Genomic DNA, 19,992 nt, shown 5'->3' with positions numbered 1-19,992 from the left:
GCTGCATGAAAACCCGCGAACGTATCCTGATATGTACACTGGCGCTGTTCAACGAGCACGGCGAACCCAACGTGACCACGCTGGATATCGCCAATGAACTGGATATCAGCCCGGGCAACCTGTACTACCATTTCCGCGGCAAGGAGGCTCTGCTAGAAGCTCTGCTAGAGGCCTTTATCGACAACACCCAAAAGCTGCTGCACCTGGATATCGATCCGGATGAACTAAGCCCGGAGGACTACTGGCTATTCCTGCACCTGCTGTTCGAGTCGATTATCAGCTACCGTTTTCTGTTCCAGGATCTTTCCAACCTGAGCGGGCGTTACGACTTTATCAACCGCGCCATGCAACACTGGATCGCCGCTCTGCGCAAGACGCTGCTGCGCGTTCTACTGGCATTGCGCGATCAAGGCCATATGGACTGCGATGATGGCAGTCTTGAGCGCTTGTTGGACGCCCTGTGCCAGACTTTCCTGTTCTGGCTGGACTACCAGCGCATCACCCGCGGCGACCAGCAAGACGCCTCCCTTGGCGTGCGCCAGGTCCTTGGCTTGCTGTTGCCGTATCTGGATGCCGACACCCGCGAATGGATGCTGATGCTGATCAACCGCTATACATAAAAAACCCGGCCTAAGGCCGGGTAAAGGGGACAACAACCTGACGGTCAGCCGAGCTTCGCGTCTTTGAGCGATGCGCTCAGCTCGTCCAGTTTGGCAGACAGCTTCTGCAATTCACTACGGCTGGGAATGCCCACCCGGCCCAACAATTCGGCGCGGCCCTTTTCCAGCGAGCCAACGACCTTCTGCATGCGCCCGCCAGTAGCCGAATCGACGCGAGACTTTAACTCAGCCGTGAATTGCTCCACCTTGCTGGTGGCACTATCAACCTGCTCGGAGATCAATTCCTTGCCCTGATTTTCAAGCGCTTGGCCTTCGCCCACCAGCTCCTTGAAATAGGCGGCTCCTTCTTTACCCACTTTGGCATAAGCACCTAGGGTCGCCAGCCAAACCTGGCGTGCCTGAGTTCTCAAACTGTCGGTTACTTCGGTGGCAACGTTAATGCCCGAATCAATCAGACGCTCTTTTTTAACCTGTGCCATGGTAGTCACTCCTCGCTAATAAGGGTTCGGTCGGCATCGCTGCCAACCACAACATCGAGACTACCCAGTCATTTTAGAAAAAACATACTAATAACGGCTCGCCCATAACCTACCCATAAAAAACCCGACCGGCTTGCGCGGGTCGGGTTTTGGTACTGCCAAAGCCTCAAGAATCTGAGGGCTTCTCCGCCGCAGGAGCAACCGTTGCCGTGGCTGCCGGCGCAGCTGGTGCAGCCGGCTTGCTCGCTACTGGGGTAGCCTTGGGTGTGGCTTTTGCTGCTGGCTTAGCAGTAGGCTTAGCAACTGGTTTCGGAGCGACTTTCGGCGCGACCTTCCTGGCTGCAGGTTTAGCTGCTGCCGAAGCCGGTTTAGGCTTGGCTGCCGCACTGGCTGTAGCTGGCTTGCTGGCTACCGTCTTCGGCTTGGCCGGTGCTTTCGCCGCGGCGGCCTTAGTGGGCGCTGGCTTAGCGACAGCTTTCGGAGCAGCTTTAGGCGCGGCCTTCGTCGCGGCTTTGGCCGGTGCTTTTCCAGCTGTCATCTTGCTGATCATTCGAGTCAGCTCGTCAACTTTGCTGTTAAGCGCCTTGACCTCATCACGCGAGGGAACTCCCAGGCGGGACACGGCACTGTTCAAACGCTTGTCAAAGGCTTCTTCCAGCTCATTCCATTTACCGGACACACGACCACGAGCCTTGTCGACCTTGGACTGTGCCGCCGCAACGGAATCCTTCTTGCTCTTGCCAGCTTTGCCCTTGATGGTTCCAACCTGTTTGTCAATTTCGGACTTGGCGGCTTTCTCGGCCACCTCGCCGTCCTTGATCAGGTTTTCGAAGAGCTTGACGCCCTCCTTGCCAACCTTGGCATAAGCGCCCAAACCTGCCAACCAGATCTGACGTGAGTAGCTTTCGATCTCACTGACCCAGTTGTTGTCTTTGTCCTGCTTCTTCTTGCCCGCCATGGAGTAACTCCTCTGTAACCTTACTTGCTGTCGATCGACTTGAGTGCAGCACTCAGATCATCCAGCTTAGCAGACAACTGGTCAATGTCCTTCTTGCTGGGGATACCCAGACGATTCAAGGCAGAGGCAACACGGTCATCGAATACTTCTTCGACCTTGTTTAGGCTGTCGCCAGTGCGCGCCTGAAAGCGCTCTTTGAAGCTCTCGACCTTGCTATTAACCTTGCTGGTAGCAGACTCGACCTGGCTGGAGACCAGCTCCTTACCTTGCTTCTCGACGGCTTCGCCTTCGGAAACCAGTTTTTTGAAATAGTCAGCGCCTTCCTTGCCAGCCTTGGCGTAGGCACCCAGGCCTGCCAACCAGATCTGGTGAGCGTAGTTCTTTACGTCGCCAGTAAAGGATGCAGCTTCAATTTCGATTTTCTTTGCGGTGTTCTTAGCCATGGTGATGACTCCTGATAACGAAGAGTGGATACACATCTGAGTCGGTAATCGACCCTTAGCGGCCAAGTTACGCAGCAAAATTAGAAAACACATACTAAAACGGCAAATCAGCCCAGATACTTGTCCAGCGCCTTGTCGATTTCGCTTTTAACCATGCCCGCCATGGGCGTGAGCATCAGCCCCAGCTTGACGGTCACCCTTACCTGATCCTCCGACACACTGATGCAACCATCTGCACCGCTGCGCTTGAAGGTCAGGTCATCGCCTTCCCAAGTGCATTTTGCATCCAGTTTCTGCGCCAGCTTATCAGCCAGCTTCTGGGCTCGCTCTCGAGCGACTTCCTTGCCGAGGTTATGCTCACGGGTGATATCGACAGTTGCCATGTTCGTCTCTCTTCTTCTAATGATGGGTCGCGGTGAAAAGACATAGCATGCCCCAAAGGTGGCGGGGCGTCATCCGTCCGTGCATCACTTGACCCTACTGAAAACCCCCGCTGGGGCGAAAAAAGCGGGTAGAATGTGGGCTGATTTGCCCAGGCAGACGGATCCCATGACGGACAAGCAGAACCAAGATAACACCACCCACTTCGGCTTTCAGACGGTCGCCGAATCCGAGAAGGCGCAACGCGTTGCCGATGTATTTCACTCGGTCGCGGCGCGTTACGACCTGATGAACGACCTGATGTCAGGCGGCATCCATCGTTTGTGGAAGCGTTTTACCATCGAGTTATCCGGTGTGCGCCCGGGCAACAAGGTGCTTGATATCGCCGGCGGCACCGGCGACCTGACACGCCGATTTTCCAAGCTGGTCGGCCCTGGCGGCGAGGTCGTGCTGGCCGACATCAACGACTCCATGCTCAAGGTCGGTCGCGACCGTTTGCTCGATTTGGGTATTGCTGGCAACGTGCGGTTTGTCCAGGCGGACGCAGAGGCGCTGCCCTTCCCGGACAATCACTTTGACTGCATTACCATTGCCTTTGGCCTGCGCAATGTTACGCACAAGGATCGCGCTATCGCTTCCATGCTGCGTGTCCTCAAGCCTGGCGGGCGCTTGCTGGTCCTGGAGTTTTCCAAGCCGGGCAACAAGATGCTGTCCAAGGCTTACGACCAGTATTCTTTCCGGCTGCTGCCGTTGATGGGCAAGCTGGTGACCAACGACTCAGAAAGCTATCGCTATCTGGCAGAATCGATCCGCATGCATCCTGATCAGGAAACGCTCAAGGCGATGATGGTCGAGGCCGGCTTTGCCCGCGTGACTTACCACAACATGACCGGCGGCGTGGTGGCACTGCATCGGGGCATCAAACCCTGATGCTCACCCGGGCACTGCTTTCCGGCGTGCAACGCAGCCTGGCGGCGGCTTTGGCCCGCGATCCGCTAACCGCCAGGCGCCTGGCCCAGCTCGACGGCAAGGTGATCTTGATCCGGGCGCGGGAACCGGACTGGCTACTCTTTATAGTTCCGGGCTCGCAGGGCGTGCAATTGCTGGCGTCGTCAGATCGCGCTCCCGACTGTACCTTGAGCGCCCCCAGCGCCCTGCTGGCCCAGCTCATGGTCAGCGAGCAACGCCAGCAGTTGCTGCAGAACCCTGCCGTGCAGCTAAGTGGCGACAGTCAAGTACTGGTCAGTTTGCAGAATGCGTTAACCGGTTTACAGCTGGACGGCGAGGCCGAGCTGGCCCGCTGGATCGGACCGGTTGCCGGGCATACCCTCGCTAATATGCTGCGTACCGGCCGAGAATGGGGCAGCCAGGCGCACTCCAGCCTGGGCCGCAGTCTGTCCGAATACCTAACTGAAGAAAGCCGGCAGTTAGTAGGCAATGCCGAAGCCCGCGTGAGTGCCGACCAGCTTCATCAGCTTCGCCTCGATCTGGACCGTCTGGAAGCACGGCTGGCCCGGCTTAACGCACCTGACCCGGACACCGCCGACGTATGAATCTGACCGCCCTGTTACGCTTGCTCCGTATTCTGCACATCTTCACCCGCTACCGGCTGGATCAGTTGTTGGATGCCTTCCCCCTACCCTGGGCTGGTCGTTTCCTGCTGAAAGTCGGCCCTTGGCGTTTGCGTCCAGCCCCCAAAGAGCTCTCTCGCGGCGCGCGCTTGCGCCTGGCGTGCGAAGACCTGGGACCGGTGTTTATCAAGTTCGGGCAGATTCTATCAACCCGCCGCGACCTGCTACCCGATGATATCGCTCTGGAACTAGCTCGCCTGCAGGACAAGGTTCCGCCCTTCCCCGCTGATCAAGCGCGCAAACGTATCGAAGAGCAACTCGGCCAGCCCATCGAGTCGATTTTTTCCAGCTTCAGTGCCGAGCCACTGGCCTCCGCGTCGGTCGCCCAGGTTCACGCTGCGCGGCTGATGGACGGCACCGAAGTGGTGGTCAAAGTGATCCGCCCGGGTATCGGTGAGGTCATTGGCCAGGACATCCAGTGGCTGTTTCTCGCCGCGCGCTTACTCGAACGCTATTCGCTGGAAGGTCGGCGCCTGCGTCCAGTGGATGTGGTGCGAGATTATGAGAACACCATTTTCGATGAACTCGATCTGCACCGCGAAGCGGCTAACGCTTCGCAACTACGGCGCAATTTCGAAGACTCGCCACTGCTCTACGTACCCAAGATCTATTGGGACTGGTGCCGGCACAAAGTCATGGTCATGGAGCGCATCAGCGGTCTGGCGGTTACTGATATGCCCGCCCTGCTCGATCAGCGTACCGATATGAAGAAGCTCGCCGAGCGCGGCGTTGAGATTTTTTTCACCCAGGTGTTCCGCGACAGTTTCTTTCATGCCGACATGCACCCGGGCAACATTTTCGTCTCGCGCAGCCACCCTTGGGAGCCGCAATATATCGCCATCGACTTCGGTATCGTCGGTAGCCTGACACCCGAAGACCAGAACTATCTGGCGCGTAATCTCATGGCTTTCTTCAAACGTGATTACCGCCGCGTAGCGCAACTGCATATCGACTCCGGCTGGGTACCTGCCGAGACGCGAATAAATGAATTTGAAGCCGCTATCCGCAGTGTTTGCGAGCCGATATTCGAGCGGCCATTGAAAGACATTTCTTTCGGCCAACTACTACTGCGCTTGTTCCAGACCGCACGCCGCTTCAATATGGAAGTACAGCCGCAACTGGTGCTACTGCAGAAAACCCTGTTGAATATTGAAGGTCTGGGGCGCCAGCTGTATCCCGATCTGGATCTGTGGGCCACCGGCCAGCCCTATCTGGAGCGCTGGATGCGCGAGCGCGCCATGCCCCAACATCAACTGCGTAATTGGCAGCAACAGCTCGAGCAGGTGCCACCGCTGTTACACAGCACCCGCCAGGCCCTTGATCGGTTGGCCCAACAACCCATACAACCGGTCATGGCCCGCACCAATAATACCGGGCTACGGCTGGCAGGCTTGTTACTCAGCCTGATAGGCGCCAGCGGACTGGGTACCGAGCCGGCACTCTGGAGCCAAGCTGAACCTACCCATTGGCTATTGATCGTGGTGGGTGGCTGGCTGGTCCTGCGGCGCGGCCTGCCGCGCAGTGAATACCGTCGCTGACGCAACAACCACTGGCGCGACCTGACCCATAACTGGCACACTTCCTAATATGATTGACTCGACAGACAACAGCGCCTGGCTGAATATGATCAAGTGGGATGCCGATGGCCTAGTGCCCGCTATCGCTCAGGACGTACACAGCCAACGCGTACTGATGGTCGCCTGGATGAATCGCCAAGCGCTGGAACTAACAGCCAGCGAAGGGCGCGGCATATACTGGTCGCGTTCACGGCAGAAACTCTGGCGCAAAGGTGAAGAATCAGGCCATGTGCAAGTACTGCACGAACTGCGCCTGGACTGCGATGCCGACGTGATTATCCTGATGGTCGAGCAATTGGGCGGCATGGCCTGCCACACCGGGCGCGAAAGCTGCTTTTACCGGGTATTCAGAGAGGGCCAATGGCACATCGTTGATCCCGTACTCAAGGACCCCAAACAGATTTATGAACACAAACATGACTGACACCCTGCGCCAGCTCGCCGAGGTACTCGAGCAGCGCAAGCAAGCCGATGCAGACAGCTCCTACGTGGCCAGCCTGCACGCCAAAGGTCTGAACAAGATCCTCGAGAAAGTCGGCGAGGAATGTACAGAAACGCTACTGGCCGCCAAGGATTGCCAGCACAGCGACGACAAGTCAGACCTGATTTATGAAACCGCCGATCTCTGGTTTCACAGCCTGGTGATGCTCAGCCATTTGGGCCTCGGACCAGAGGATATTCTGAAAGAACTGGAGCGACGCTTCGACCTTTCCGGCCTCGCCGAGAAGGCCGCGCGACAACATACATAGGGCATTAGCCCCTGGAGGTCTGTAATGGGTTTTGGCGGCATTAGCATTTGGCAATTAGCGATCGTACTGGTCATCGTCATCCTGCTGTTCGGCACTAAGCGGCTCAAGGGTGTGGGCAGCGATTTGGGTGAAGCCATCAAGGGCTTTCGCAAATCCATCAACACCGACGAAGACAAGCCGAATCACGAACACAAGAGCGGCGACACACTCGACGTCGAGCCTCAGCGCAAGCAGGAATCGCAGACCAAGGACTGATCCTTCATGTTTGACGTCAGTTTCCTTGAACTGCTGGTGATTGCAGTGATTGCCTTGGTTGTGCTCGGCCCCGAGCGCCTGCCTGGGTTCATTCGCACCGTTGGCCTGATGATTGGCCGCATGAAGCGCGGCTTTGCCGACGTGCGCGCTCAGGTTGAGCGCGAGATCGGTGCGGATGAAATTCGCCAGCAGTTGCACAATGAAAAAATCATGTCTTCGCTTGAAAAACCGCGCAATAAAAGCGAAGACCAAAGCGCTGCCAAACCTGTCTCGAATGTGAAACGCAACAGCAGCCAAAGTGTCACACCTGCCGATCAGACTACAGCTGCCGTGACGGATGAAGAGGTAGCCCTGCAGCCTGCCACACCCGCAAGCACAACGGATCACCCAGACACATTAAGCGATCCGAATGACCCCGTAGCCGAGCCGCAGACACCACACCATGAGCGATAAGCGTACCCCGGCGCAATTGGCCGAAGACATGCCCCTGGTAGCCCACCTGACCGAACTACGCTCCCGGCTGCTGCGTATTATCCTGATCTGGATGCTGATATTCGCCGGGCTGTTCTATTTCGCCAACGATCTCTACACCTTCATCTCCGAGCCGCTGCGCGCCTTTATGCCCGAAGGCACCAGCATGATCGCCACCGATGTCGCCTCTCCGTTCCTGACGCCGTTCAAACTGGCGCTGGTCAGTGCCCTGTTTATCGCCATGCCATTCGTACTGCATCAGCTGTGGAGCTTTATCGCACCCGGCCTGTACAAGCACGAAAAGCGCCTGGCCGTGCCGCTGCTGGCCTCCAGCATCGTGCTCTTCTACTCCGGTATGGCCTTTGCGTACTATGTGGTCTTCCCGCTGGTGTTCGGGTTTTTTACCAGTACCGCGCCGGAAGGCGTGGCGGTGATGACCGATATAAACAAGTATCTGGATTTTGTTCTAACGCTGTTTATGGCGTTCGGGCTGGCCTTCGAAATCCCCGTGGCGACCATTCTGCTGGTGCTGGCCGGCGCGGTCGATGTAGCCAAGCTGCGCAGGATTCGCCCTTATGTCGTGGTCGGCTGTTTCGTCACCGGCATGGTGCTCACACCTCCGGATGTGATCTCCCAGGCGCTGCTGGCCATTCCTATGTGGCTGCTCTATGAAGTCGGCATTCTGTTTAGCTCCATGCTCAAGCCGATCAAGCGTGATGTAACCGACTCGGATGCCGAAGAACCGCCACCGGCATGAATCTGCTGCTGCTACGAGATGAAGATTTTGTCAGTGCCAACCATGCCCAATTGCGCGGCAGACGCTTGCAGCACCTACTGCAGGTACATCAGGCACAGGTCGGCGATAGTCTAAAAGTAGGCCGGCTCGGCGGACTGATGGGCCAGGGTCAACTTGTCAACCTGACTGATGAACTAGCCGAAGTGGCCGTCCAGCTTGATCATAGCCCGCCGGCCAAGCTACCGCTGACCCTGTTGTTGGCTATGCCACGGCCCAAAATGTTTCGCCGCATTCTCCAGCACTGCGCCACCCTTGGCGTTGCCGACATCATCCTGTTGAACAGCTACCGGGTGGAAAAGAGCTTTTGGCAAACGCCATTTCTTCAGCCTGCACAGATCGAAGAGAATCTGCTACTCGGTCTCGAGCAAGCGCGCGACACGGTTTTGCCGCGCATACGCATCGAGAAACGCTTCAAACCTTTTGTGGAAGACCATCTAGGGCAAATTGCCGCCGGCACTCTGGCCTTGGTAGCCCACCCGGGCATGTATCCACCCTGCCCGCGCGCCGTCGCGCAGCCCACCACCCTGGCGATTGGCCCGGAGGGCGGCTGGATCCCCTATGAAGTGGATAAGCTGATTGAAAGCGGTTTCCAGCCGGTGCAGCTGGGCGAACGCATTCTGCGCGTGGAAACGGCGGTGACCGCCCTGATTGCTCGTTTGTTTTAGCGGACCAGCAGCTTTCAACCTGGGGGATGTACCCCATTCTCATGAACATGAAGCATTCACCCAACTCAATACCTGCTCCAGCCGTTGTTGCGCTATTCGCTGTAGAGGCGAGCTGAACAGGGCAATAAGCCTGCCTCTTCTTCCCAGCCTTTACCAGCCTCCACCCGCACATCCCTGGCAACCACTGGCTCTGCGCATTCGGAGCATACCAGCACCGGTTTCATCACCTGGCCGCAGGTTTTGTGCACATGCAGCACAGGCGCGCCCCTCTCATCGGCCATATATCGATCACCCCAACTGACCAACGTCAGCATGACTGGGTGTAGGTCCAAGCCTTTGTCTGTCATCCGATACTCTTCACGTAGCGGACGCTGCTGATAAGCAACCTTGGTCAATACGCCGTGCTCGACCAGCTTCTTCAAGCGATCCGCGAGCAGATGCCGAGTAATTCCCAATCGCCGCTCGAACTCATCAAAGCGGCGAATACCCAGAAAACAATCGCGCAGTATCAGCAACGTCCATTTATCGCCTATGACCGCCAAGGTGCGGGCCAATGAACAAGGCTGCTGGTCCAGTTCTTCCCAGCGCATGCACTATCCTCATTTGTTGAAGAGGCAAGACTAACTTGACAAGTTCTAAAAAGGAACTGAATATCTAATAGTTCCAAAAAAGAACTTACATATTGATTGCCCGTCACCAAGCAAAAAAGGATCACGCTATGTCCCGCCCCCCTGTTGCAGTAGTTATTGGCGCCGGCGACGCTACCGGTGGCGCAATTGCCAAACGTTTCGCGCGCGAAGGCTATACCTTGTGTGCCACCCGGCGAAATGCCGAGCAACTGACCAACCTAATAGAAGAGATCCAGTGCGCTGGCGGCAGCGCCCACCCCTTTGGCTGCGACGCCCGCGTGGAGGAACAGATGGTCGAGCTGTTCGAGCATATCGAACGGGATATTGGTCCAATTGCAGTGGTGGTGTTCAATATTGGCGCCAACGTGCGCTTTTCGATCACCGAAACCACCGAACGCGTCTACCGCAAGGTCTGGGAAATGGCTGCACTGGCGGGGTTCCTGACCGGGCGCGAAGCAGCCAAGGCGATGCTACCCCGGCAAAAAGGCACCATCATTTTTACCGGAGCCACCGCCTCCTTGCGCGGCGGGGTCGGTTTCAGCGCTTTCGCCGGGGCCAAATTCGCCCTCCGCGCACTGGCTCAAAGCATGGCGCGCGAACTTGGGCCCCAGGGCATTCACGTGGTACATCCGATCATCGATGGCGCAATCGACACTGCCTTTATCCGTGACACCTTCCCTGAGCGCTACGCACTGAAGGATCAGGACGGCATCCTCAACCCCGAGCACATCGCCGAGCAGTATTGGCAGCTGCATTGCCAGCCGCGGGACGGCTGGACCCACGAACTGGATCTGCGTCCCTGGATGGAAACCTTTTGAAGGTCCATTTTGAACCACCGAGCAGCCCCGATCAATCTGCCAATAAGGACAGCAACATGAGCAAAAGCATCGAGTTCTTCTTTGACGTGGGCAGCCCTGCTACCTACCTTGCCTGGACTCAGCTACCCGCACTGGCCAAGCGCACCAACGCAGACATCATCTGGCGGCCGATGCTACTGGGTGGCGTTTTCCAGGCCACCGGTAATAGCTCGCCTGCCAGCGTGGAGGCCAAGGGCAACTATACGCGCACCGATTTCCAGCGCTACGCCCAGCGCTACGGTGTAACGCTCAATCACAATCCGTATTTTCCGATCAACACGCTACAGCTGATGCGTGGCGCCACGGCGTTTCTCGGCAGCAAAGACTTCGACCCTTACCTGCGGGCGATATTCACTGCGATCTGGGTGGACGAGCAGGATATGAATCAGCCGGAAGTGGTCGGCAAGGTGCTGGCCAAAGCCGGTTTCGATCCGACGGCGGTGTTGCAGCGTATAAGTGAACCGCAGGTCAAGGAGCAGCTAAAAACCACCACGACCGAAGCGGTCGCGCGCGGTGTGTTTGGCGCCCCAACGTTGTTTGTCGGTGACCAGATGTTCTTTGGCCAGGACCGGCTGGAATTTGTCGAGGCCGCCTTGGCACCCTAGACCGACACGCGCAGGGCTATATTTCAAGCAAAAAGGTCACAGGCCCGTCGTTAATCAGGTGCACCTGCATATCCGCACCAAAACGTCCGCTCGCCACACAGGCATGGGCCTGCCCTGCTTGCGCCAACAAATAGTCAAACAATTGTTCCGCAACGGCCGGGGCAGCTGCGGTGGAGAAACCGGGACGCAAGCCCTTGCGTGTATCCGCAGCGAGCGTGAACTGCGATACCAACAACAAGCCGCCCTGTACGTCTTGCACTGAACAGTTCATACGGCCATCAGCGTCATTGAATACCCGGTACCTGAGCAAGCGCTGCAGCAGCTTGTCGGCTGTGGCGTGGTCATCCTGCGGCTCGACACCCACCAGCACCAACAGACCCTGGTCGATACTGCCGACGATTTCTCCACCGACCTCGACCCGGGCTTGGGTGACACGCTGTAGTAAGGCTTTCATCGCGCGAGTGACCTGATTATTCCACCAGCGGCGGCAGATTGAGCAACTGCCGCGACAACGTCTCGGTAGCTCGTACCAGGGCGTCGGCAATACCGCTTTCCGAGGCGGCATGACCGGCGTCACGAATGATCTTAAGCTCGCTGCCCGGCCACTTCTGGTGCAGGCTATGAGCATTATCCAGCGGGCAGACCATGTCGTAGCGGCCATGCACAATAATACCGGGCAGGTGCGCGATGCGCTCCATGTTATTGAGCAACTGATCGGCATCCAGAAAGGCATGATTGACGAAATAATGGCATTCGATACGCGCGATTGCATAGGCACGGCGGGCATCGCTGAACCGCTCGACCACTTGCGAGCTGGGACGCAATGTCGCGCAGCGGCCTTCCCATACTGACCAGGCCTTGGCAGCATGCATACGGCAGATTTCATCGTCGCCGGTCAGGCGCCGATAATAGGCGCTGACCATATCATGTCGCTCGTCCTCGGGAATCAGTGCCAGATAATCTTCCCAGTAATCCGGGAAAACGTGGCTGGCGCCCTCCTGATAGAACCAGCGAATATCCTGATCACGGCACAGGAAGATGCCGCGTAAGATCAGTCCGAGCACGCGCTCGGGATGCGCCTGTGCATACGCCAGCGCCAGCGTCGAGCCCCAGGAGCCGCCAAACAGGACCCATTGCTCTAACCCCAGATGCTTGCGCAGGACTTCCAGGTCGTCAATCAGATGCTGAGTGGTGTTGTTCTCAAGGCTCGCATGCGGCGTCGAGCGGCCAGAGCCGCGCTGGTCAAAGGTAATGATGCGATACACCGAGGGATCAAAGAACCGCCGGCTCAGGCTGTCGCAGCCCGCGCCGGGCCCGCCATGTATAAAGACCACCGGCAAGCCATCGGCCTGGCCGCTCTCATCCACATAGAGCACATGGGGCTTCTCCACTGCCAGTTCGTGGCGGGCGAAGGGTTTGATCTCTGGGTACAACAGCTGCATGATGACCGCTCCTGGCCTGATGGGCAGCCGACCGGCCGCTATCTGATAGGCACAACATTACTGGCCGAAGAGCACTCTGTCTATGTTGCCCATGCTCCGCTCACCCCTACCGCTCATCGCGCTGATCGTTCTGGCCGTGCTGATCACAGGATGCGGCTCGCAGAGCGCCGATGAACGCCTCAACCACAGCCTGAATGAACTACGCGAAGGTATCGAAGCACGCTCGACAGACCGAGTAATGGGCGTGCTGCATGCCGACTTCCTGGCCCGCGGCGAGCTCGATCGTGACTGGGCACGGCGCACTATGACACTGAGTTTTCTGCAGAATCAGCGAGTCAATGTGCTGGTAATCAACCAGGAAACCGAGATCGACCCGATCTACAACGGGCAAGCCCAAACCCGGGCTCAGGTCAGCTTGAGTGGTGCTGAACGCTTCATTCCAGACAGCGCCCAGGTCTATGCGCTAACACTGAGCTGGCTGGAAGAGGACGGTAATTGGCAATTGCACCGGCTGACCTGGGAATAACCCGTCGACAGCGCCAAGTCTAGCCGCCAAACGGTTTCACGCCGATCAGTGGGCCGTGTAACCACAGAGCAAAAATCACCCAAGCTACCAGGCCAACGCCGACCGCCGCCGCATCCATCACCGCTCGGCCTCTTGCATAAGTCACGCCTGCCATCCGGTCACGACGACGCGAAACCACATACAGCGCCACAGCCCAGACCAGGAAGCCGCCGAACAACAGCAGATCAGCCAAAGTACCGTTGGCTGCCAAGTGAGCGATGGCCCAGAACTTGACCCCCAACAACATAGGGTGGCCGACGCGCGCCTTGATGTGCGTGCCAGGAATATAGGTGGCGGCCAGCAAAATAAACGCCGGCACCGTCAACAACGCCGCCAGGTGACGCGTCCAGACCGGCGATACCCAGAGCCAGGTAGGGTCCAGGCGTGCCTGACCGTAACCCCAGATAATCAACAGCAGACCGAGCAGCGAAACCACAGCATAGGCGCCCTTGTACGGCAGTAGCCCCCTCTTGCTGATCTGTTTCGCCCGCCACTGTGCGGCAAACAATCGGGTGGAGTGCACCCCGAGAAACAACAGTAGACCAATCACCAAAGCCAGCATGGATACATCCTTTTGCGTTATACGTTATCAGGGCGCTCGGGCGGTGAGGCGCTGCCCGTCGCCCGCATAGAGTATCAGGGCACCGTCTTCAGTGAAATCAAAGCGCTGTAACGAGGCCAACGCCGTCAATACCCGCTGTTCCTGCTGCATCAGCGCTGGCGCGCAGGCTTTGCGGGTGGTCGCGGCAGCAGACAAGGTCAATCCCTCTCCACTCAGTTCATATTTACCACGATAGTTGTTACAAGAGGCCTGGCCGAACAAGAGCCCATCGGGGCCAAAATTCACGGTCACATGCGATCGATCAATGATCCCCGCCTGATTAATATCTTCGACCATCCATTCCACGCCCTGAACCAGCCGCAGAGAATCCCCTCCACAACCTTGAAGGCGTTGGTCCGCATAGGTCAGCTCAACCGTCTGCGGGTAGAGCATGCCGCTCATGCTGTCCTTGCACAGCGCTTGGGTCACTTGCATGTCAACCAGCAGATCGCCCTGAGCTGCCCGCACTCTGCGCTGGCTGCTGGACTCGACGGTTTGAGTATAGTCGGCCGCCTCAATCACCTCTTCCTCAAGGCGCGTCAGACGCAATGTGCTGGCCTCCAGATCCAGCCGCCAGAAAGGCTCATTGCCTCTGGCCACAAAGGGCTCGATGATCTCCCCTGGCGGGACGCAGAGCGGATAACGCTTGGCGTGGATAATCAGATCGGCGCTGCTGCCTTTGCTCCAAAAGCGCGTATCGGGATCACCCTCAGCTTCAAAACGCGCACCCGACGCAGACGCAACCGGCAGTAGCAGATGCTTCTCACCGTTTGCTTCTAGCACCAGGGTGTCGCCCTCGTAACCGGCGCTCACCTGAAGACGACCACATTGCAGGACGCTACTGAACGCGGCAGCGCGGAAAGGCATCAACGTGACCTCGCCCAACTCGAGCATCCCTGGTTCGGGTGTGATACTGATTGGCTCAGATATCCAGGTGGTGCGTTCGGCCTCTGCCAGCGCAGCTCTGAGCTGATATTCGCGGTCTACCGAGAGGTCAGCGGCGCTCAGCTCCAAGGCAAACTCCAACGGCACCTGCCTGCCGTTGAGACTGAAACGCTGCTCGGCAATCACGGCAGCGCCGGGCTGTACTGACTCAGACATATCACGCAGTTCGATCAACGCGTGGCTATTCGGTGCCAACGCCCCCCTGGAGCGATACACCAACTGGCCGCGCAACACCATCCGGCTCTCATCCGCAGCAATTAGCGGGTCTGCAGCGACCACCGTCTGAGGCGCGTCTTGGGCCATATCGGCCACCGCCGCGGATTCCGATGGCGCATCGGAACAGCCGCCAAGCAGCAGCAATGCGCCCAGCAGGGTAACGCCGATCTTCCAGCGCGGCGCTGTGCACAACCCAGGTCCAGGAATTAACCTCATGACAATACTCCAAGATCAGACATGACAATGTGAAATAGGACCCTGCCAATCACTCGGCGTTCCCGCAGCCCGGCTGCCGCCCACGATTTGCACCGGTTGATTTCACTCAGGCAGCAGGCCACCATACACCCGCACACTCCTTTGCCATAATGGCCTATGCCAGGAATCGCCTCACCTATGCCCGACAGGCCAAGACTCACGCAACGCCCCTTAACCTTATACTTATTTGGGGCGGTTCTATTCGTCTTGATCCTGGGGGCTGTTCTTCTGCCCATTGAGATCAGCTATCTGTTGCGCTGGGGGGCCGAATTGGCCGGCCATCCCTTGGCCGTGATTGGCATGGTCATAGTGATGGCCTTGCTTATGAGCTTCGGACTGCCCGGCAGCTTGTGCTTCTGGCTTATCGCGCCCTTTCATGCGCCGCTGCTCAGTATCAGTATGCTGCTGGTCGGCAGCGTGGCCGGGGCGATGGGTGCTTATCGCCTGGGTAAAGGCCTGGGGGATGCTTGGCGACCTGGCAGGCTGGCCAGACAGGTACTCAACCTGCTCGGCAAACGCAGCGACTTTCTCACCCAGTGCGCGCTGCGCATTTTGCCTGGCTTCCCACATGCCTTTGTCAATCTGGCCGGCGGCGTGCTGCACCTGCCGTTAGCTGGGTTCTTTGTCGCTGCGGTTGTTGGTCTGGCAGTCAAATGGACCGTGTACGCACAAGCGGTGCACGGGATGGTGTCGGCCAGTCAGGCGGAACAGGCACTGGGGCTTGGTACACTGTTGCCGCTCATCATCCTGGCATTGTTGCTGGCGCTGGGCGGCTTGGCCAAACGCTGGTTCTTCAGCCAATCGAAAACCGATAGCCTGCCGCCACCCTGATCTATGGCCGCATACAACGCGGGCTTACACCACCGATAACAGCTCCCCAAGCGTTTGCGCCTGGCTTTCTCCATGCGCATGATCAAGCCGCCAATCGGAAACCCCAACCGCGCTTGCGCATGACAGCGCAATGGGCCGAAGGTAAACTAAGCGGCCTACGGCGGCACCCCAACGCGCGCCGCTTACCCTCTCGCTCTCAACCTCTGCCGGGGTCACCGGCCAGGACACCAGCATGATTCGCATCAATGAACTGCAACTGCCGCTAGATCACCCCGCCGAGGCCTTACGCCCAGCCATTGTTGCGCGCTTGAAGATTGCCGATGCCGAGCTGCTGGATTTCACCGTCTTTAAACGCAGTTATGACGCACGCAAGAAGAACAGCGAGATCACCTTCGTCTACATCATCGACGTAACACTGCGCAACGAAGCCCCCGTGCTCAAGCGCTTTGCCCGTGATCACAACGTCCGCCCGGCACCCGATACCGGTTATTACCCGGTTGCTCAGGCGCCTGCTGACCTAGCCGAACGGCCGCTGGTCATCGGCTTTGGGCCCTGTGGCCTGTTCGCCGCGCTAACGCTGGCACAGATGGGCTTCAAGCCTATTGTGCTGGAGCGCGGCAAGGATGTACGCAGCCGCACCAAGGACACCTGGGCGCTTTGGCGCAACAAGGTATTATCGCCGGAATCCAACGTACAGTTCGGTGAGGGCGGCGCCGGACTGTTCTCTGACGGCAAGCTCTACAGCCAGATCAAGGATCCGAAATTCTACGGCCGTAAGGTCATGCATGAATTTGTCCGCGCTGGCGCGCCGGAGGAAATCATGTTCGTCAGCAAACCGCATATCGGCACCTTTCGGCTCACTGGTGTGGTCTCGAGCATGCGCGAGGAGATCAAGGCGCTGGGCGGCGAGGTCAGGTTTGACAGCCGCGTGACAGACTTCATGATTACCGACGGACGCATTGATGGCGTCCAGCTGGCTAACGGCGAAGCGCTGCACAGCCGCTATGTCATCCTCGCTCTAGGGCACAGCGCGCGCGACACCTTCCGCAAGCTCCACGAGCGCGGCGTGTATGTTGAGGCCAAACCCTTCGCGGTGGGCTTTCGTATCGAGCATCCGCAATCGTTAATCGATAAGGCCCGGCTGGGTAAATACGCCGGCCATCCGCAGTTGGGCGCCGCAGACTACAAACTGGTGCACCACGCCAAAAACGGGCGCGCAGTTTACAGCTTCTGCATGTGCCCCGGCGGCATGGTGGTAGCAGCCACCTCCGAGCCTGGCCGGGTGGTCACCAACGGCATGAGCCAGTACTCACGCAATGAACGCAATGCCAATGCGGGTATCGTGGTAGGTATCCACCCGGAACAGGACTTCCCCGGCAGTCCGCTGGCCGGTATGGAACTGCAGGAACAGCTCGAGTCTCGCGCCTTTGAGCTGGGCGGCGGCGATTACTGCGCGCCCGGCCAACTGGTGGGTGATTTTATCCGCGGCACGGCCTCAAGCAGCCTTGGCGAGGTGCAGCCCTCCTACCAACCCGGCGTACTGCTTGGCGATCTGGCAACCACCCTGCCTAGCTACGCCATTGACGCCATTCGTGAAGCCTTACCGGCCTTTGGCAAACAGATTCGCGGCTTCGACCGCGAGGATGCCGTACTGACTGGCATCGAAACCCGCACCTCGTCACCGATCCGCATCAAGCGCGACAATGTCTCGTTGCAAAGCCTTAATACCCAGGGCTTATACCCCGCTGGCGAGGGCGCAGGCTATGCCGGCGGTATCCTCTCGGCCGGCGTAGACGGCATCAAGGTCGCTGAGGCAGTGGCCACCGCAATGCTGGCCGATCTGCAGAGCTGAACTTCCACCAGGCCGACTCCGCGCAGAAGCAACAAAAAACCCGCCAGAGTTACCCCTGGCGGGTTTGGTCAGCTGGCTAAAGCTTAGTTTTTACCGGAACGCTTACGCTCGTTCTCGGACAGCAACTTCTTGCGCAGACGGATCGACTTAGGCGTGATTTCAGCCAGTTCGTCGTCTTCGATAAACTCCAGCGCTTGCTCCAGAGTAAAGCGTATCGGTGGTACCAGCGCAATAGTTTCATCTTTGCCCGAAGCACGCATGTTATCCAGCTTCTTGCCCTTGGTCGGGTTAACGCCCATGTCGTTGTCACGGCTGTTGATACCCACCAGCATGCCTTCGTACACTTCGTCGCCGTGGCCCAGGAACAGCTTGCCACGCGCCTGCAGTGTTTCCAGCGAGTAGGTCAGCGCCTTGCCCGTAGCCACGGAGACCAGTACGCCATTTTGACGACCGCTCATTTCGCCTGACTTCATCGGGCCATAGTGGCTGAAGATGCTGGTGATGATACCGGCACCCGAGGTCATGGTCAGGAACTGGTTACGGAAGCCGATCAGACCGCGAGCCGGAATGGTGTACTCCAAACGCACACGACCTTTGCCATCTGGAACCATGTTGGTCAGATCACCCTTACGCAGGCCCATCTGTTCCATCATCGCGCCCTGGTGCTGCTCTTCCAGATCGATGGTGACGTTTTCAAAGGGCTCCTGCTTCACACCATCGACAACCCGGATGATGACTTCAGGACGGCCTACGGCCATTTCGAAGCCTTCACGGCGCATGGTTTCGATCAGTACCGACAGGTGCAGTTCACCTCGGCCGGAGACCTTGAATTTATCGGCACTATCGCCTTCTTCAACACGCAGGGCCACGTTATACAGCAGCTCCTTGTCCAGACGCTCCTTGATGTTACGGCTGGTGACGAATTTGCCTTCTTTGCCGCAGAACGGCGAGTCGTTAACCTGAAAGGTCATGCTCACGGTGGGCTCGTCAACCGACAGGGGCGTCATCGCCTCAACAGTCTGTGGATCACACAGAGTGTCGGAAATGAACAGTTCCTCGAAACCGCTGATGCAGACGATATCGCCAGCGGCAGCTTCATCAACGTCGACACGGTGCAAGCCATGGTGACCCATCAGCTTGAGGATACGACCGTTGCGGCGCTTGCCGTTAACGTCAATTGCAGTGACCGGGGTGTTCGGCTTGACGCGGCCACGGGCGATGCGGCCTACGCCGATCACGCCGAGAAAGCTGTTGTAATCCAGTGCGGAGATCTGCATCTGAAACGGGCCATCACGGTCAACCTGGGGTGCAGGGACGTTATCAACGATAGCCTGAAACAGTGGGGTCAGATCTTCAGCCAGATTGTCGTGCTCCAGACCAGCAACACCGTTGATCGCCGAGGCGAATACAATCGGGAAGTCCAGCTGTTCTTCGGTAGCACCGAGGTTGTCGAACAGATCAAACATCTGATCCACAACCCAATCTGGACGTGCGCCCGGACGGTCAACCTTGTTGACTACCACGATTGGACGCAAGCCGGCCTGGAAAGCCTTCTGAGTCACGAAGCGGGTTTGCGGCATGGGGCCGTCCTGCGCATCTACCAGCAGCAGTACGGAATCAACCATGGACATAACGCGCTCTACTTCGCCGCCGAAGTCGGCGTGACCGGGGGTATCCACGATATTGATGTGGTGACCGTTCCAGTTAATGGCGGTGTTCTTGGCCAGAATGGTAATGCCGCGCTCTTTTTCCTGATCGTTGGAGTCCATCAGGCGCTCGGTGTCGAGCTCGTTCCGCTCGAGGGTGCCAGATTGGCGCAGAAGCTTATCAACCAGCGTGGTCTTACCGTGGTCAACGTGGGCAATAATGGCAATGTTGCGGAGATTCTCGATCACTATGGACATCCTGGATTGCCTGACCGCAGTCAAGCTAACTGAAAAAAGAGGTGGGCATTATACAGACCCAGAGGTGACAGTGTATGTTTTTTGTACGCAGCAGCCGATTATCGGTGTGCTTCCTCGGTTATTTGCCCGAAACAGACGCCTGGATGATGTAAGGTACAGCAGATAAGCGCATTATATGGCGGCCAACATACATATTGGCCGAAAAGCACCAAAATAAAGCGCCAGATAATACAATGGCACTATTTTGGTGCATATAAAGATTGCG

24 protein-coding genes and 1 pseudogene are annotated in these 19,992 nt (G+C 57.9%); 15 read left to right on the top strand and 10 right to left on the bottom strand.

The genetic code is table 11. From position 1 onward, the window contains the following. Positions 1-5: 5 nt before the first annotated feature. On the top strand, positions 6-620 hold the full coding sequence (locus K787_RS0115140) for a TetR/AcrR family transcriptional regulator (RefSeq protein ID WP_022963653.1): 615 nt from the start codon (positions 6-8) through the stop codon (positions 618-620). Positions 621-664: 44 nt separating this feature from the next. On the opposite strand, the gene K787_RS0115135 is transcribed toward K787_RS0115140, so the two are convergent. The 4 genes and pseudogenes from K787_RS0115135 to K787_RS0115120 all read right to left on the bottom strand — a co-directional run bounded on the left by K787_RS0115135 (position 665) and on the right by K787_RS0115120 (position 2,883). After that, positions 665-1,099: a phasin family protein gene (locus K787_RS0115135; protein WP_022963652.1), complete on the bottom strand. Its 435-nt coding sequence runs from the start codon at positions 1,097-1,099 to the stop codon at positions 665-667. A gap of 175 nt (positions 1,100-1,274) precedes the next feature. Beyond that, positions 1,275-2,057 (bottom strand): annotated as a pseudogene (locus K787_RS0115130) (phasin family protein); the annotation flags it as partial. 20 nt (positions 2,058-2,077) lie between these two features. Continuing rightward, complete coding sequence (locus K787_RS0115125) at positions 2,078-2,500, bottom strand: phasin family protein (RefSeq protein ID WP_022963650.1); 423 nt, start codon at positions 2,498-2,500, stop codon at positions 2,078-2,080. Positions 2,501-2,607: 107 nt separating this feature from the next. Next, the gene (locus K787_RS0115120) at positions 2,608-2,883 is read right to left on the bottom strand and encodes a polyhydroxyalkanoic acid system family protein (RefSeq protein WP_022963649.1); all 276 of its coding nucleotides are present in this window, start codon (positions 2,881-2,883) and stop codon (positions 2,608-2,610) included. 166 nt (positions 2,884-3,049) lie between these two features. Between K787_RS0115120 and ubiE the strand changes: the two genes are divergently transcribed. From ubiE to K787_RS0115075, 9 genes are read left to right on the top strand one after another with little or no spacing between them, the layout of a single operon-like run. After that, positions 3,050-3,811 (top strand): bifunctional demethylmenaquinone methyltransferase/2-methoxy-6-polyprenyl-1,4-benzoquinol methylase UbiE, encoded by a 762-nt coding sequence (gene ubiE, locus K787_RS0115115; protein WP_028614982.1) that lies wholly within the window; start codon positions 3,050-3,052, stop codon positions 3,809-3,811. Then, the gene (locus K787_RS0115110; protein ID WP_022963647.1) at positions 3,811-4,434 is read left to right on the top strand and encodes a ubiquinone biosynthesis accessory factor UbiJ; all 624 of its coding nucleotides are present in this window, start codon (positions 3,811-3,813) and stop codon (positions 4,432-4,434) included. The genes ubiE and K787_RS0115110 overlap by 1 nt, the downstream gene beginning before the upstream one ends. Next, entirely contained in the window at positions 4,431-6,050 is a 1,620-nt protein-coding gene (gene ubiB, locus K787_RS0115105; RefSeq protein ID WP_022963646.1) for a ubiquinone biosynthesis regulatory protein kinase UbiB, read from the top strand. Before K787_RS0115110 ends, ubiB begins: the two co-directional genes overlap by 4 nt. A 49-nt stretch (positions 6,051-6,099) precedes the next feature. Beyond that, positions 6,100-6,513, top strand: a complete 414-nt coding sequence (gene hisI, locus K787_RS0115100) for a phosphoribosyl-AMP cyclohydrolase (protein ID WP_022963645.1) — start codon at positions 6,100-6,102, stop codon at positions 6,511-6,513. Continuing rightward, a complete protein-coding gene (locus K787_RS0115095) occupies positions 6,506-6,838 on the top strand; it encodes a phosphoribosyl-ATP diphosphatase (RefSeq protein ID WP_022963644.1) in 333 nt (110 codons plus the stop codon). The genes hisI and K787_RS0115095 overlap by 8 nt, the downstream gene beginning before the upstream one ends. A gap of 24 nt (positions 6,839-6,862) precedes the next feature. Then, complete coding sequence (gene tatA, locus K787_RS0115090; protein ID WP_022963643.1) at positions 6,863-7,093, top strand: twin-arginine translocase TatA/TatE family subunit; 231 nt, start codon at positions 6,863-6,865, stop codon at positions 7,091-7,093. A gap of 6 nt (positions 7,094-7,099) precedes the next feature. Beyond that, positions 7,100-7,546, top strand: coding sequence for a Sec-independent protein translocase protein TatB (gene tatB / locus K787_RS0115085; protein ID WP_022963642.1), 447 nt, complete (start codon positions 7,100-7,102; stop codon positions 7,544-7,546). Continuing rightward, positions 7,536-8,321, top strand: a complete 786-nt coding sequence (gene tatC, locus K787_RS0115080) for a twin-arginine translocase subunit TatC (RefSeq protein WP_022963641.1) — start codon at positions 7,536-7,538, stop codon at positions 8,319-8,321. Before tatB ends, tatC begins: the two co-directional genes overlap by 11 nt. Continuing rightward, positions 8,318-9,025, top strand: coding sequence for a 16S rRNA (uracil(1498)-N(3))-methyltransferase (locus K787_RS0115075; RefSeq protein WP_022963640.1), 708 nt, complete (start codon positions 8,318-8,320; stop codon positions 9,023-9,025). Before tatC ends, K787_RS0115075 begins: the two co-directional genes overlap by 4 nt. 92 nt (positions 9,026-9,117) lie before the next feature. Here K787_RS0115075 and K787_RS0115070 read toward each other — a convergent pair whose 3' ends face one another. Then, a complete protein-coding gene (locus K787_RS0115070; protein ID WP_022963639.1) occupies positions 9,118-9,615 on the bottom strand; it encodes a winged helix-turn-helix transcriptional regulator in 498 nt (165 codons plus the stop codon). A gap of 128 nt (positions 9,616-9,743) precedes the next feature. On the opposite strand from K787_RS0115070, the gene K787_RS0115065 reads away from it, so the two are divergent. Both K787_RS0115065 and K787_RS0115060 read left to right on the top strand, forming a co-directional pair. Beyond that, the gene (locus K787_RS0115065) at positions 9,744-10,472 is read left to right on the top strand and encodes an SDR family oxidoreductase (protein WP_022963638.1); all 729 of its coding nucleotides are present in this window, start codon (positions 9,744-9,746) and stop codon (positions 10,470-10,472) included. Between the two features lie 56 nt (positions 10,473-10,528). After that, complete coding sequence (locus K787_RS0115060) at positions 10,529-11,116, top strand: 2-hydroxychromene-2-carboxylate isomerase (RefSeq protein ID WP_028614981.1); 588 nt, start codon at positions 10,529-10,531, stop codon at positions 11,114-11,116. A gap of 16 nt (positions 11,117-11,132) precedes the next feature. On the opposite strand, the gene dtd is transcribed toward K787_RS0115060, so the two are convergent. Both dtd and pip read right to left on the bottom strand, forming a co-directional pair. Then, positions 11,133-11,570, bottom strand: a complete 438-nt coding sequence (dtd, locus tag K787_RS0115055) for a D-aminoacyl-tRNA deacylase (protein WP_022963636.1) — start codon at positions 11,568-11,570, stop codon at positions 11,133-11,135. Positions 11,571-11,586: 16 nt separating this feature from the next. Beyond that, positions 11,587-12,558: a prolyl aminopeptidase gene (gene pip / locus K787_RS0115050; protein ID WP_022963635.1), complete on the bottom strand. Its 972-nt coding sequence runs from the start codon at positions 12,556-12,558 to the stop codon at positions 11,587-11,589. Between the two features lie 82 nt (positions 12,559-12,640). Between pip and K787_RS0115045 the strand changes: the two genes are divergently transcribed. After that, positions 12,641-13,084, top strand: a complete 444-nt coding sequence (locus K787_RS0115045; RefSeq protein ID WP_022963634.1) for a hypothetical protein — start codon at positions 12,641-12,643, stop codon at positions 13,082-13,084. A gap of 19 nt (positions 13,085-13,103) precedes the next feature. Here K787_RS0115045 and K787_RS0115040 read toward each other — a convergent pair whose 3' ends face one another. Next, complete coding sequence (locus K787_RS0115040) at positions 13,104-13,685, bottom strand: NnrU family protein (RefSeq protein WP_022963633.1); 582 nt, start codon at positions 13,683-13,685, stop codon at positions 13,104-13,106. Positions 13,686-13,712: 27 nt separating this feature from the next. Then, the gene (locus K787_RS24365; protein ID WP_084672120.1) at positions 13,713-15,101 is read right to left on the bottom strand and encodes an META domain-containing protein; all 1,389 of its coding nucleotides are present in this window, start codon (positions 15,099-15,101) and stop codon (positions 13,713-13,715) included. A gap of 246 nt (positions 15,102-15,347) precedes the next feature. Between K787_RS24365 and K787_RS0115030 the strand changes: the two genes are divergently transcribed. After that, complete coding sequence (locus K787_RS0115030) at positions 15,348-15,971, top strand: VTT domain-containing protein (RefSeq protein WP_201765112.1); 624 nt, start codon at positions 15,348-15,350, stop codon at positions 15,969-15,971. A gap of 232 nt (positions 15,972-16,203) precedes the next feature. Further along, positions 16,204-17,823, top strand: coding sequence for an NAD(P)/FAD-dependent oxidoreductase (locus K787_RS0115020; protein WP_022963630.1), 1,620 nt, complete (start codon positions 16,204-16,206; stop codon positions 17,821-17,823). Positions 17,824-17,906: 83 nt separating this feature from the next. Here K787_RS0115020 and typA read toward each other — a convergent pair whose 3' ends face one another. Further along, the gene (typA, locus tag K787_RS0115015) at positions 17,907-19,718 is read right to left on the bottom strand and encodes a translational GTPase TypA (RefSeq protein WP_028614977.1); all 1,812 of its coding nucleotides are present in this window, start codon (positions 19,716-19,718) and stop codon (positions 17,907-17,909) included. Positions 19,719-19,992 lie beyond the last annotated feature (274 nt).

The organism is Halopseudomonas pelagia CL-AP6 (assembly GCF_000410875.1).
Lineage (GTDB): Bacteria > Pseudomonadota > Gammaproteobacteria > Pseudomonadales > Pseudomonadaceae > Halopseudomonas > Halopseudomonas pelagia.
Note: the sequence above shows the minus strand (reverse complement) of the source record. Positions and strands in the feature narration are given on the sequence as shown.

Excerpts from the sequence above, each read along its gene's own strand:
- pip (WP_022963635.1), bottom strand. The coding sequence starts at position 12,558 with ATGCAGCTGTTGTACCCAGAGATCAAACCCTTCGCCCGCCACGAACTG.
- K787_RS0115140 (WP_022963653.1), top strand. The coding sequence starts at position 6 with ATGAAAACCCGCGAACGTATCCTGATATGTACACTGGCGCTGTTCAAC.
- K787_RS0115020 (WP_022963630.1), top strand. The coding sequence starts at position 16,204 with ATGATTCGCATCAATGAACTGCAACTGCCGCTAGATCACCCCGCCGAG.
- dtd (WP_022963636.1), bottom strand. The coding sequence starts at position 11,570 with ATGAAAGCCTTACTACAGCGTGTCACCCAAGCCCGGGTCGAGGTCGGT.
- tatB (WP_022963642.1), top strand. The coding sequence starts at position 7,100 with ATGTTTGACGTCAGTTTCCTTGAACTGCTGGTGATTGCAGTGATTGCC.
- hisI (WP_022963645.1), top strand. The coding sequence starts at position 6,100 with ATGATTGACTCGACAGACAACAGCGCCTGGCTGAATATGATCAAGTGG.
- K787_RS0115060 (WP_028614981.1), top strand. The coding sequence starts at position 10,529 with ATGAGCAAAAGCATCGAGTTCTTCTTTGACGTGGGCAGCCCTGCTACC.
- ubiB (WP_022963646.1), top strand. The coding sequence starts at position 4,431 with ATGAATCTGACCGCCCTGTTACGCTTGCTCCGTATTCTGCACATCTTC.
- ubiE (WP_028614982.1), top strand. The coding sequence starts at position 3,050 with ATGACGGACAAGCAGAACCAAGATAACACCACCCACTTCGGCTTTCAG.
- K787_RS0115095 (WP_022963644.1), top strand. The coding sequence starts at position 6,506 with ATGACTGACACCCTGCGCCAGCTCGCCGAGGTACTCGAGCAGCGCAAG.
- K787_RS0115110 (WP_022963647.1), top strand. The coding sequence starts at position 3,811 with ATGCTCACCCGGGCACTGCTTTCCGGCGTGCAACGCAGCCTGGCGGCG.
- K787_RS0115135 (WP_022963652.1), bottom strand. The coding sequence starts at position 1,099 with ATGGCACAGGTTAAAAAAGAGCGTCTGATTGATTCGGGCATTAACGTT.
- tatA (WP_022963643.1), top strand. The coding sequence starts at position 6,863 with ATGGGTTTTGGCGGCATTAGCATTTGGCAATTAGCGATCGTACTGGTC.
- K787_RS0115045 (WP_022963634.1), top strand. The coding sequence starts at position 12,641 with ATGTTGCCCATGCTCCGCTCACCCCTACCGCTCATCGCGCTGATCGTT.
- K787_RS24365 (WP_084672120.1), bottom strand. The coding sequence starts at position 15,101 with ATGAGGTTAATTCCTGGACCTGGGTTGTGCACAGCGCCGCGCTGGAAG.
- K787_RS0115070 (WP_022963639.1), bottom strand. The coding sequence starts at position 9,615 with ATGCGCTGGGAAGAACTGGACCAGCAGCCTTGTTCATTGGCCCGCACC.
- K787_RS0115040 (WP_022963633.1), bottom strand. The coding sequence starts at position 13,685 with ATGCTGGCTTTGGTGATTGGTCTACTGTTGTTTCTCGGGGTGCACTCC.
- tatC (WP_022963641.1), top strand. The coding sequence starts at position 7,536 with ATGAGCGATAAGCGTACCCCGGCGCAATTGGCCGAAGACATGCCCCTG.
- K787_RS0115065 (WP_022963638.1), top strand. The coding sequence starts at position 9,744 with ATGTCCCGCCCCCCTGTTGCAGTAGTTATTGGCGCCGGCGACGCTACC.
- K787_RS0115125 (WP_022963650.1), bottom strand. The coding sequence starts at position 2,500 with ATGGCTAAGAACACCGCAAAGAAAATCGAAATTGAAGCTGCATCCTTT.
- K787_RS0115075 (WP_022963640.1), top strand. The coding sequence starts at position 8,318 with ATGAATCTGCTGCTGCTACGAGATGAAGATTTTGTCAGTGCCAACCAT.
- K787_RS0115120 (WP_022963649.1), bottom strand. The coding sequence starts at position 2,883 with ATGGCAACTGTCGATATCACCCGTGAGCATAACCTCGGCAAGGAAGTC.